At 59.6% G+C, this 11,452-nt stretch carries 10 protein-coding genes; 7 read left to right on the forward strand and 3 right to left on the reverse strand.

The window, feature by feature from the left end; genetic code table 11:
• Position 1: 1 nt before the first annotated feature.
• From rloB to pabB, 3 genes are all read left to right on the forward strand, one after another.
• Positions 2–1,537 carry an osmotic stress tolerance membrane protein RloB gene (gene rloB / locus AC07V0_RS10550; protein ID WP_018925249.1) on the forward strand — a complete coding sequence of 512 codons (1,536 nt, stop codon included), beginning with the start codon at positions 2–4 and terminating at the stop codon, positions 1,535–1,537.
• A complete protein-coding gene (locus tag AC07V0_RS10555; protein ID WP_018925248.1) occupies positions 1,537–2,523 on the forward strand; it encodes an alpha-L-glutamate ligase-like protein in 987 nt (328 codons plus the stop codon). Before rloB ends, AC07V0_RS10555 begins: the two co-directional genes overlap by 1 nt.
• 257 nt (positions 2,524–2,780) lie before the next feature.
• On the forward strand, positions 2,781–4,118 hold the full coding sequence (gene pabB, locus AC07V0_RS10560) for an aminodeoxychorismate synthase component I (RefSeq protein ID WP_086945775.1): 1,338 nt from the start codon (positions 2,781–2,783) through the stop codon (positions 4,116–4,118).
• Between the two features lie 28 nt (positions 4,119–4,146).
• Here the strand turns inward: pabB and thrH are convergent, their stop codons facing one another.
• A complete protein-coding gene (gene thrH / locus AC07V0_RS10565) occupies positions 4,147–4,764 on the reverse strand; it encodes a bifunctional phosphoserine phosphatase/homoserine phosphotransferase ThrH (protein WP_086945776.1) in 618 nt (205 codons plus the stop codon).
• Between the two features lie 171 nt (positions 4,765–4,935).
• On the opposite strand from thrH, the gene AC07V0_RS10570 reads away from it, so the two are divergent.
• The 3 genes from AC07V0_RS10570 (at position 4,936) to AC07V0_RS10580 (ending at position 8,507) form a co-directional block, all read left to right on the forward strand.
• The gene (locus tag AC07V0_RS10570; RefSeq protein WP_007942164.1) at positions 4,936–5,676 is read left to right on the forward strand and encodes a phosphoadenylyl-sulfate reductase; all 741 of its coding nucleotides are present in this window, start codon (positions 4,936–4,938) and stop codon (positions 5,674–5,676) included.
• A gap of 504 nt (positions 5,677–6,180) precedes the next feature.
• Positions 6,181–7,722: an NCS1 family nucleobase:cation symporter-1 gene (locus AC07V0_RS10575; protein WP_086945777.1), complete on the forward strand. Its 1,542-nt coding sequence runs from the start codon at positions 6,181–6,183 to the stop codon at positions 7,720–7,722.
• Positions 7,723–7,778: 56 nt separating this feature from the next.
• On the forward strand, positions 7,779–8,507 hold the full coding sequence (locus tag AC07V0_RS10580; RefSeq protein WP_007942162.1) for an aspartate/glutamate racemase family protein: 729 nt from the start codon (positions 7,779–7,781) through the stop codon (positions 8,505–8,507).
• 107 nt (positions 8,508–8,614) lie between these two features.
• On the opposite strand, the gene AC07V0_RS10585 is transcribed toward AC07V0_RS10580, so the two are convergent.
• Positions 8,615–9,538, reverse strand: coding sequence for a LysR family transcriptional regulator (locus tag AC07V0_RS10585; protein ID WP_018925244.1), 924 nt, complete (start codon positions 9,536–9,538; stop codon positions 8,615–8,617).
• A 124-nt stretch (positions 9,539–9,662) separates the two neighbouring features.
• Between AC07V0_RS10585 and AC07V0_RS10590 the strand changes: the two genes are divergently transcribed.
• Positions 9,663–10,409 carry a 3-oxoacyl-ACP reductase family protein gene (locus AC07V0_RS10590; RefSeq protein WP_086945778.1) on the forward strand — a complete coding sequence of 249 codons (747 nt, stop codon included), beginning with the start codon at positions 9,663–9,665 and terminating at the stop codon, positions 10,407–10,409.
• A gap of 89 nt (positions 10,410–10,498) precedes the next feature.
• On the opposite strand, the gene AC07V0_RS10595 is transcribed toward AC07V0_RS10590, so the two are convergent.
• Positions 10,499–11,194, reverse strand: a complete 696-nt coding sequence (locus tag AC07V0_RS10595; protein WP_192351599.1) for an HAD-IA family hydrolase — start codon at positions 11,192–11,194, stop codon at positions 10,499–10,501.
• Between the last annotated feature and the right edge of the window lie 258 nt (positions 11,195–11,452).

Below are 11,452 nucleotides of genomic sequence, written 5' to 3' on the forward strand. Positions count from 1 at the left end.
AATGCGCTCTCTTACCCTCCATCTGAAATTGCTGATCGCCATCCTGGTGGTGCTGGGCATTTCAGTTACGGCCTATCAGATTTTCGTGCTCGGTATTCCGGTGACTGAAGATGCCACCGATGACTTGTGGAACATCGACGCCAAGGTCGAGTTCGTCGCCAACGCCAAAGACCCGATCAAGATCCAGATGTTCGTGCCGCCGCTGAGCCGCGACTACGTGAGCCTTAACGAGAGTTTCATTTCCAATAACTACGGTGTGGCAGTGAACCGTGTCGACGGCAACCGCAAGGTCACCTGGTCGGCACGTCGGGCCAAGGGCAACCAGACCCTTTATTACCGCCTGGTGCTGACCAAGCGCTACACCGGCGAAAAATCCAAGGTCAAAGGGGCGACCTTCCGCGACAGCATCGCCGTCGAAGGTCCGGAAAAAATCGCCGCCGAAGCCTTGCTCGCGCCGATCCGCCAGCATTCGGCCGACGTCGAAACTTTCATCGGCGAAGCCATCAAGCGTGTCAACAACCTCAACGACGACAACGTGAAACTGCTGCTGGCCGGCGATACGTCCACCGCGAACAAAGCCAAAATCGTTGAGCTGGTTCTGTCCATCGCCCACGTGCCGGTGGAAAAGGTCCACACCATCCGCCTGGTGGCCGATCAGCCGCAAACGCCTGAACTCTGGTTGCGCAGTTTCAACGGTACCGACTGGCTGTACTTCAACCCGGAAACCGGCGAACAGGGCCTGCCCACCGACCGCTTGCTGTGGTGGACCGGCGATGAAAACCTGATCACCGTCGATGGCGGCAAGAAAGCCAACGTCACCTTCAGCCTGAACAACAGCGAAATGAACGCCATTCGCCTGGCCAAGCTGACCGACGAGAACTCCGACGCCAACTTCCTCGACTACTCGCTGTACGGCCTGCCGCTGCAAACCCAGCAGACCTTCATGATCATGGTGATGATCCCGATCGGCGTGCTGGTGATCCTGATCCTGCGCAACCTGATCGGCATCCAGACACTCGGCACCTTTACCCCGGTGCTGATCGCCCTCGCCTTCCGGGAAACCCAGCTCGGCTTCGGCATCGTGCTGTTTACCATCATCACGGCGCTGGGGCTGTCGCTGCGTTCCTACCTTGAGCACTTGAAACTGCAAATGCTGCCGAGATTGTCGGTGGTGCTGACCTTCGTGGTGGTGCTGATCGCGGCGATCAGCCTGTTCAGCCACAAACTCGGCCTGGAGCGCGGATTGTCGGTGGCGCTGTTCCCGATGGTGATTCTGACCATGACCATCGAACGCCTGTCGATCACCTGGGAAGAGCGCGGTGGCGGCCATGCCATGAAAGTGGCGATCGGCACGCTGTTCGCCGCCTCCCTGGCGCACCTGATCATGAGCGTGCCGGAGCTGGTGTACTTCGTGTTCACCTTCCCGGCGGTCCTGCTGATTCTGGTGGCTTTCATGCTGGCCATGGGTCGCTATCGCGGTTACCGCCTGACCGAACTGGTGCGTTTCAAGGCTTTCCTGAAGGAGGCTGACGCCTGATGTTCGGTCTCTGGAAGACCTGGAAAGCCCTGGAGGCCCGGGGCATCATGGGGATCAATCGGCGTAACGCCGACTACGTGCTCAAGTACAACAAGCGCAGCCTGTACCCGATCGTCGATGACAAGATCATCACCAAGGAACGCGCCATCGCCGCCGGCATCCACGTGCCGGAGCTGTACGGCGTGATCTCCACCGAGAAGGAAATCGATAACCTCAAGGAGATCATCGGCGGGCGCACCGACTTCGTGATCAAACCGGCCCAGGGCGCCGGCGGCGACGGCATCATTGTGGTTGCCGACCGGTTCGAGGGGCGCTATCGCACAGTGTCCGGCAAGATCATTGACCATGAGGAACTCGAGCACCATATCTCGAGCATCCTCACCGGCCTGTATTCCCTGGGCGGGCACCGCGACCGTGCGCTGATCGAATACCGCGTGACCCCGGACCAGATCTTCAAAAGCATCAGCTATGAAGGTGTGCCGGATATCCGCATCATCGTGCTGATGGGTTATCCGGTGATGGCCATGCTGCGCCTGCCGACCCGCCAGTCCGGCGGCAAGGCCAACCTGCACCAGGGCGCCATCGGCGTCGGTGTCGACCTGGCCACTGGCCTGACATTGCGCGGCACCTGGCTGAACAACATCATCAACAAACACCCGGACACCACCAACGCGGTAGACGGCGTGCAACTGCCCTACTGGGACGGTTTCATGAAACTGGCCGCCGGCTGTTACGAGTTGTGCGGGCTGGGCTACATCGGCGTCGACATGGTGCTTGACCAGGAGAAAGGGCCGCTGATTCTTGAGCTCAATGCCCGGCCTGGGTTGAACATTCAGATCGCCAACGATTGCGGCCTGACGTCCCGTACCCACGCGGTCGAGGCGCGACTCGAAGAGCTGAAGGCGCGCGGGATCACCGAAACGGCGCAGGAACGTGTGGCGTTCGTTCAGGAACTGTTTGGGCATATTCCGACGATTGAGGGCTGACCCCTCTGGCTCTTTGTGGCGCGGGAGCTTGCTCCCGCTTGACTGCGCAGCAGTCATAAAACGGCATCCTCGGTTTCTCTGAAAACCGAGGGGCTGATTTTTTTGGGCCTGCTTCGCAGTCCGCCGGGAGCAAGCTCCCTCGCCACAGGCAAACTTCCCTCGCCGCAGATGTATCTCTTGCCGACATCCCCTCTAGGAGCAAATCCTGCAGAGGACTACAATCGCTCCCCCGCCTCGTTGGCTGATCTGCCCCGCCCATGTTGACCTGTTCTGTACACCCGCTGCCCTATCGCGCCAACCCTGCCGAGTACTTCGCGGCGATTCGTCATGCCCCCGGTGCCGTGCTGCTCGACAGCGGCCGGCCGAGTGCCGAACGTGGGCGTTTTGACCTGCTCAGCGCCTGGCCGCTGGAGCAACTGGCCGTGTTGCCGGATGAAAGCGGCAGCCATTTCCTGCAACGCCTTCGCAAGAACCTTACACGGCTCGGTGAAGCAACCGTCCCTGACGACTTGCCCTTCGCCGGCGGCCTGATCGGCTACCTGAGCTACGACTTCGGCCGGCATCTGGAAAACCTGCCGAGCCAGGCGCGGGACGATCTGCAATTGCCCGACGCACGCTTCGGGCTGTATGACTGGGCACTGATCAGCGATCACCATCTGGCTACCAGTCAACTGGTGTTCCACCCGACGCTGATCGACAGCGAACGACAACGGCTGATCGAACTGTTCACTCAGCCCACCACCGAGAATATCCAGCCATTCAAACTGGACGGCCCGATGAGTGCTGACCTGAGCGCTGACGACTATCGGCAAGCCTTCGAACGCATTCAGCAGTACATCCAGGCTGGCGACTGCTATCAGGTCAACTTCGCCCAGCGCTTTCGCGCCCAATGCCAGGGCGATCCGTGGGCGGCCTATTGCGCGCTGCGGGCGGCTTGCCCGACACCGTTTTCCGGCTTCCAGAGCCTGCCCAACGGCGACGCGGTGCTGAGCCTGTCGCCGGAGCGCTTTGTCAAAGTCAGCGAGCGCCACGTCGAAACCCGCCCGATCAAAGGCACCCGCCCCCGCGGGCTGACCTCTGCCGAAGATGCGGCGAACGCCGCCGAACTGCTGGCCAGTCCCAAGGACCGCGCGGAAAACCTGATGATCGTCGACTTGCTGCGCAACGATCTGGGTCGTACCTGCCGTATCGGCTCGGTACGGGTGCCGGAGCTGTTCAGCCTGGAAAGCTATCCGAACGTGCATCACCTGGTGAGCAGCGTTACCGGCGAACTGGCGGATGACAAGGACGCGCTGGACTTGATCGCCGGCAGCTTCCCCGGCGGCTCGATTACCGGCGCGCCAAAAATTCGCGCCATGCAGATCATCGATGAACTGGAACCGACCCGTCGCGGGTTGTATTGCGGTTCATTGCTGTATCTGGACGTGCGCGGGGAGATGGACAGCTCCATCGCCATTCGCAGTTTGTTGGTCAAGGATGGGCAGGTGTGCTGCTGGGGCGGCGGGGGGATCGTCGCGGATTCGGATTGGCAGGCGGAGTATCAGGAATCGATTACCAAGGTGAAGGTGCTGCTCGAAACGTTGCAGGGCCTCTAAAAGCTTCGCGGGCAAGCCTCGCAGACGACTACAAACTCAAAGCCCGGTTCGAGGCCTTGATGAACTCCTGCTTCAACTCGGTAAAGCTGTGCACCGCCGGGAACTGCGGGAACTCGCGAATCACATTGTCCGGCGCGTGGAACAGAATCCCGGCATCCGCCTCGCCCAGCATCGTGGTGTCGTTGTAGGAATCCCCCGCCGCAATCACTCGGTAGTAGAGGCTCTTGAACGCCAAAACCGACTGACGCTTGGGATCTTTCTGACGCAGCTGATAGCCCGTGACCCGACCGGCATCGTCAGTAATCAGACGATGACAAAGCAAAGTCGGGAAGCCCAGTTGACGCATCAGCGGCTGGGAAAATTCGTAAAAGGTGTCCGACAGAATCACCACCTGAAAGCGCTCACGCAGCCAGTCGACAAATTCACTGGCGCCTTCCAGAGGCTTGAGCGTAGCGATCACTTCCTGAATGTCGGAGAGCTTCAGGCCATGCTCGTCGAGAATCCGCAGGCGCTGCTTCATCAACACGTCGTAGTCGGGAATGTCCCGAGTGGTGGCCCGGAGGGACTCGATCCCGGTTTTTTCGGCAAAGGCGATCCAGATTTCCGGGACCAGCACACCTTCAAGATCCAGACAGGCAATTTCCACAAGACACTCCCATTAGTATTATTTATGAGTCGAGCGAGCAAAAGGACTGCCGAACTCTAGCGACTCGCCCCCCTCCGTGCAACGCAGAGGACGCGCCAGCCACCGCAGGATTTTGTTACCATCGACGCATATAGAGCGCCCAGCGCCACCGACCTGTAGGAAGCCGCCCTGATGAGCCCATCGTTCGACGTCGTGGAACTCGCCACGACCTATGCCAACAAATCCGCCCAGGACATCCTGAAACTCGCGTTTGCCGAGTTCGGCGATGACCTGTGGATATCTTTCAGCGGCGCCGAGGATGTGGTGCTGGTGGACATGGCCTGGAAGCTGAACAAGAACGTCAAAGTGTTCAGCCTCGACACCGGCCGCTTGCATCCCGAGACCTACCGCTTCATCGAGCAGGTGCGCGAGCACTACAAGATCGATATCGAAGTGGTGTCGCCGGACTACAGCAAGCTCGAACCTTTCGTGAAGGAAAAAGGCCTGTTCAGTTTCTACAAGGATGGCCATGGCGAGTGCTGCGGCATTCGCAAGATCGAGCCGCTGCGTCGCAAACTGTCTGGCGTGACCGCCTGGGCCACCGGCCAGCGTCGGGACCAGAGCCCGGGCACCCGCAGCGCCGTCGCGGTGCTGGAAATCGACACCGCGTTTTCCACCCCGGAACGTACCCTGTACAAGTTCAACCCGTTGGCACAGATGACCAGCGAAGAGATCTGGGGTTACATCCGCATGCTGGAGCTGCCGTACAACAGCCTGCATGAACGCGGATTCATCAGCATTGGTTGCGAGCCTTGCACCCGTCCGGTGCTGCCGAACCAGCATGAGCGCGAAGGTCGTTGGTGGTGGGAAGAAGCCACGCAGAAAGAATGCGGGCTGCATGCCGGAAACATCATCAGCAAGTCCAAAGCTTAAAAGATCGCAGCCCGTAGCAGCTCCTGCAGGAGCTGGCGAAGCCTGTGATCGTTTACTTTAAAAATGTGTACACAGAAATGTCACCATAAGTGCCATATCTGTGTGCACTTTTAGTTTTAGCGCCCCAAAAAGTTACATTCCCCTGTCCTGACTTCCTCAGTCGAACACTCCGACAAAACCCTGCCCAAAATAAATACCTGTTCAATCGGTCAATTTATATCGTCTTTTTTTCAACTACTTATCTTCAATAAATAACAAAACGAAATTAGCCTTAAATTTTATAGATCACCGACTGGCACATATCTGGCTTAAGTGAAGACATGTTTTGTATACAATAAATACAAAAACATACACACACTTTAGATCCGCAAGCCTGAAGCGCCCTATCCCGTACAGGCTGCAGATGCCCCGTAACCAATGATGCTCTCCCACCCGCGACGAAGATTTGTCGAGCCCACGCTCATGCACAGTCATCGCGGCAACGAGCTTCAGGAGCCTGCCGGAATGCGTACTAGCCTCCCCAATAACAATATTGCGCTGGATCTGACCTCTCCTCTTTCTACCTCCGTGATTCACGATCAAACGTTTCAACCACCCGTCGTGCTCAGCCCCCGCCTGCATAACAAGGACCTCGCGCCGACCAAGGCCGAAGGTCGGCGCTGGGGCCGTTACAGCATCTTTGCCCTGTGGACAAACGATGTGCACAACATTGCCAACTACTCCTTTGCCATTGGCTTGTATGCACTGGGCCTGAGCGGCTGGCAGATTCTGCTGTCCTTGGGAATCGGTGCTGCGCTGGTGTATTGCTTCATGAACCTTTCCGGTTACATGGGCCAGAAAACCGGGGTGCCGTTTCCGGTGATCAGCCGGATCAGTTTCGGCATCCATGGCGCGCAGATTCCTGCATTGATTCGCGCCGTTATCGCCATTGCCTGGTTCGGAATTCAGACGTACCTGGCGTCAGTGGTCTTTCGCGTATTGCTGACGGCGGTGCATCCCGGACTCGCCGATTACGACCACAATTCGATACTCGGACTGTCGAGCCTGGGCTGGGTGTGTTTCGTGGCGATCTGGTTCGTGCAGTTGGCGATTCTGGCCTATGGCATGGAAATGGTGCGACGCTACGAGGCGTTTGCCGGCCCGGTGATTTTGTTGACCGTCGCCGCCCTCGCCGGCTGGATGTACTTCCAGGCCAACGCCACCATCGCCTGGTCGATTCGTGAACCGCTGAGTGGCGGTGAGATGTGGCGCAATATCTTTGCCGGCGGCGCCTTGTGGCTGTCGATCTACGGCACGCTAATCCTCAATTTCTGCGACTTCGCCCGCTCTTCTCCCTGCCGCAAGACCATCCGGGTCGGAAATTTCTGGGGCCTGCCCGTCAACATTCTGGTATTCGCCGGGATCACCGTCCTGCTGTGCGGTGCGCAATTTCAGATCAATGGCCGGATCATCGAAAGCCCGACCGAGATCATCGCGTCGATTCCCAATACCTTCTTTCTGGTACTCGGTTGCCTGGCGTTCCTGATTGTCACCGTGGCAGTGAACATCATGGCCAACTTCGTGGCCCCGGCCTTTGTCCTGAGCAATCTGGCGCCCAAATACCTGACCTTCCGCCGCGCCGGACTGATCAGCGCGACCATCGCTGTGCTGATCCTGCCGTGGAACCTCTACAACAGCCCGCTGGTGATCGTGTATTTCCTGTCGGGCCTCGGCGCCCTGCTCGGCCCGTTGTACGGGGTGATCATGGTCGACTACTGGCAGGTACGAAAAGGCCGGATCAACGTGCCGCAGTTGTACAGCGAAGATCCCGATGGCGATTATTACTACAGCCGTGGGGTCAATTTGCGCGCCGTGGCGGCGTTCATTCCGGCCGCCTTGATCGCCATTGTCCTGGCCCTGGTGCCAGGTTTCGACAGCGTCTCGCCATTCTCCTGGCTGATTGGCGCCGGGATTGCAGGGATGCTCTACCTGATCATCGCCAAACGGCAGCCTTACTACGCCGATGTCAGCGGAGAAGCCATCGCGGTCGATAACGTCAGCCATTAATCCTCTTGGCGGCCCGGTGACATCGGGCCGCAAACCACTCGCTATAAGGACCTCCCATGCGAATTCTCGTGGTCAACGTCAACACCACCGAATCCATTACCCAGGCCATCGCCCGTCAAGCACAGTCCGTGGCCGCGCCCGGCACGGAAATCATTGGCCTGACCCCGCATTTCGGCGCCGACTCCATTGAAGGCAATTTCGAAAGCTACCTGGCCGCCATCGCCGTGATGGACCGGGTCATGTCCTACGATCAGCCCTTCGATGCGGTAATCCAGGCCGGCTATGGCGAGCACGGCCGCGAAGGTTTGCAGGAGTTGCTCAATGTGCCGGTGGTGGACATCACCGATGCCGGCGCCAGCACCGCGATGTTCCTCGGCCATGCCTATTCGGTGGTCACCACCCTCGACCGCACCGTGCCGCTGATCGAGGATCGCCTCAAACTCTCCGGGCTCTGGGATCGTTGTGCGTCGGTGCGGGCCAGTGGGTTGGCGGTGCTGGAGCTGGAGTCCGATCCAGAGCGTGCGCTGGAGGCGATCGTCCGCCAGGCGGAACTGGCGGTGAGCGAGGACAAGGCCGAGGTGATTTGCCTGGGCTGTGGCGGCATGGCCGGGCTGGACGAGCAGATTCGTCAGCGCACCGGCGTACCAGTGGTTGATGGCGTGACGGCGGCGGTGACCATTGCCGAATCACTGGTGCGGTTGGGGTTGTCGACGTCGAAAGTGCGGACGTATGCGACGCCTCGGCCGAAGACCATTATTGGTTGGCCTGGGCGGTTTGGGCGCTAGACCGCGTTATCGTTCTTCGCGGGCAAGCCTCGCTCCTACAGGGGTTTGCATCACTCTGTGGGAGCGTGGCTTGCCCGCGATGGCCTCCCCTCGGTCCCAAGCCGGGCTCAAACTGCACTGAACCGCTGCCCCAACCCCTGCTCGGCAAACTGTTCAATGATGAAGTCGACAAACGCCCGGGTCTTGCCCGGCAGCAGTTTGTGCTCGGCGTAATAGATGGAGATATTGCCATCGTCGACGTACCAGTCGGGCAGCACCCGCTGCAAGGTCCCGGCGTCCAGATAGCCAACGGCGAACGGCATGCTCACCAATGCAATGCCCAAATCCTGGGTCGCCGCCGCGCAGGCTGCTTCCGAATCGCTCATGGTCATTCGCGCCTTGAGCGTCAGCGGGCTGTGTTGCCGGTTGCGACAGGTCAGTTGCCAGGAACGCACGCGCCCCGTCTGCGGCGACCGTATCAGGATGCCATCGTGGCGCTGGAGGTCATCGGGCTCGATGATCGCTTCGTGCCCGGCCAGGTACCCGGCTGAAGCCACCAACACTCGATGGGCGGGCGTCAGCTTGCGCGCCACCACGCCCTGGGGCAGTTCGAATCCACCGCCAATCGCCGCATCGAACCCCTGGCCGATCAGGTCGACCTGACGGTTATCGAAATGCCAGTCCGGGTTGATCGCCGGAAAGCGCCGCAAAAACTCTCCGAGCAACGGCACGATGTACAAGCGCCCGAACACCGTGCCCATGCTGACCTTCAGCGTTCCCGCCGGACGTCCTTCGGCGCTGGCCAGGTTGGCCACGGCATTCTGGATCGTGTGCAGGCTGGCGCTGACTTCGCCGAGAAACAGCTGACCGGCCTCGGTCAGCGTCAGGCTACGCGTGCTGCGCTGGAACAGCCGCACACCAAGCCGCGCCTCCAGCTTGGCGACGCTCTTGCCCACCGCAGCAGGCGTCAGGCTCAAGCGTCGCGCAGCCTCGGCGAAGCTGCCAACCTCAGCGCTGCGCACGAAGCATTCGATACTGCTGAAGGTTTCCATAAGCGCCACTATAAACTTCTGGTTTACACAGACTATAGCAATCACGGTCTACCCGCCGGGTAATGCGAAGCCGATACTCGACTCCGACAACAAGGCAGCCTGCCTTGAACTTCTGGAGATCGACATGACCACTCAACACCTCAGCGGTAAAGTAGCTCTGATTCAAGGCGGTTCACGCGGTATCGGTGCTGCCATCGTCAAACGCCTGGCCGCAGAAGGCGCAGCCGTCGCCTTCACCTATGTCAGCTCTACCGCCAAAGCCGAAGACCTGCAAAACAGCATCATCTCCGCTGGCGGCAAAGCCCTGGCCATCAAGGCCGACAGCGCCGATGCCGTTGCTATTCGCAATGCCGTCAATGCCACCGTCGAGACCTTCGGCCGCCTGGACATCCTGGTCAACAACGCAGGCGTTCTGGCCGTCGCACCGCTGGAGGACTTTAAACTCGAAGACTTCGACCAGACCCTGGCCATCAACGTACGAAGTGTGTTCATCGCCACCCAGGAAGCCGCCCGCCACATGACCGAAGGCGGTCGCATCATCAACATCGGCAGCACCAATGCCGATCGCATGCCTTTCGCCGGCGGTGGCCCGTACGCCATGAGCAAATCGGCGCTGGTCGGCCTGACCAAAGGCCTGGCTCGCGACCTCGGCCCGCGGGGTATCACCGTCAACAACGTGCAACCAGGCCCGGTCGACACTGACATGAACCCCGCCAGCGGCGACTTCGCTGATAGCCTGATCCCGCTGATGGCTGTGGGTCGTTACGGCAACGTGGAAGAAATCGCCAGCTTCGTCGCCTATCTCGCAGGTCCCGAAGCTGGCTACATCACCGGTGCCAGCCTGACCATCGACGGTGGTTTCGGCGCCTGATACACCGCTCGACTGAAACAAAAACGCCGGCAATCAATTGCCGGCGTTTTTTTGTGTCAGGGACTTTTGTCTCAGGGACTACCGAATGATCAGGCCCACTCAAGCGCCGGCAAGCCACATGTACCGGGTTTGAACGCCTTCAACGTACGAAGAATGCCATCGGCGTGTGCGTACTTTTCGTCGGCCATCGCCGCATCCGGGACCGCAATCGCCGTCATTCCTGCCGCTTTGGCTGCAGTGACGCCGAACGGCGAATCCTCGAATACCAGGCAATCCCGGGGCGCGACCCCAAGGCGTCGCGCCGCCGTCAGGAAAATATCCGGCGCCGGTTTCGCCGCCCCAACTTCCGGGTCGTCAGCGGTGACAATGAAGTCAAACAGCGCGAACCAGTCGCGGTGCAAAGTGGTTTTCTGACCAAACGACTGACGCGAAGAGCTGGTGCCCACCGCGATAGGAATGTTGTTGGCTTTCAAGTGCCGAACCAGTTCCTCTGCTCCGGGCATCGCCAGCGCCGTCGGAAAACGCTCGCGCATCAAGGGCTCGCGGATCACCAGAAACTCTTCGGCGGTGATCGGCAAGTCCAGCGCCTCGACTACATAGCGCGCCAGATCACCCGCGCCACGGCCGATGATGTTCTGTTTGACGCTCCAGTCGAAGGTCCGCCCATAGCGCTCGGCAATGATGGACGTGACCTCGGTGTAAATGCCCTCGGTGTCCAGCAGCAAACCGTCCATATCGAAAATCACGGCCTTGATCGGACCGAACTCATCCAAGGGTGCACTCATCGCATCTGATCCGTTTTCTCATGACATCCCAGGACGGCTCAGGTACGGCCGGATCCGTGATGGATTAAAGGGTTCAGCAGCATAGCGAGCGCGATTGGTCGAGAGCAACGGGCAATGCCTGGCGGATACAAAATCCTCTGCCAAGGGCGCCGTGATGATTTAGCGATTTCCCCTACACCAAACACCTCCTTTCCCGACTTCTTTCCTTTTTGATCCCCCGCAAAGTCTCTCGCTCCACATTGATCTGCGCGAGGGATT

Source organism: Pseudomonas sp. GW821-FHT01E10 (assembly GCF_059422365.1).

Coding starts and splice junctions, on each gene's coding strand:
- rloB (WP_018925249.1), top strand. CDS start 2: ATGCGCTCTCTTACCCTCCATCTGAAATTGCTGATCGCCATCCTGGTG.
- AC07V0_RS10555 (WP_018925248.1), top strand. CDS start 1,537: ATGTTCGGTCTCTGGAAGACCTGGAAAGCCCTGGAGGCCCGGGGCATC.
- pabB (WP_086945775.1), top strand. CDS start 2,781: ATGTTGACCTGTTCTGTACACCCGCTGCCCTATCGCGCCAACCCTGCC.
- AC07V0_RS10570 (WP_007942164.1), top strand. CDS start 4,936: ATGAGCCCATCGTTCGACGTCGTGGAACTCGCCACGACCTATGCCAAC.
- AC07V0_RS10575 (WP_086945777.1), top strand. CDS start 6,181: ATGCGTACTAGCCTCCCCAATAACAATATTGCGCTGGATCTGACCTCT.
- AC07V0_RS10580 (WP_007942162.1), top strand. CDS start 7,779: ATGCGAATTCTCGTGGTCAACGTCAACACCACCGAATCCATTACCCAG.
- AC07V0_RS10585 (WP_018925244.1), bottom strand. CDS start 9,538: ATGGAAACCTTCAGCAGTATCGAATGCTTCGTGCGCAGCGCTGAGGTT.
- AC07V0_RS10590 (WP_086945778.1), top strand. CDS start 9,663: ATGACCACTCAACACCTCAGCGGTAAAGTAGCTCTGATTCAAGGCGGT.
- AC07V0_RS10595 (WP_192351599.1), bottom strand. CDS start 11,194: ATGAGTGCACCCTTGGATGAGTTCGGTCCGATCAAGGCCGTGATTTTC.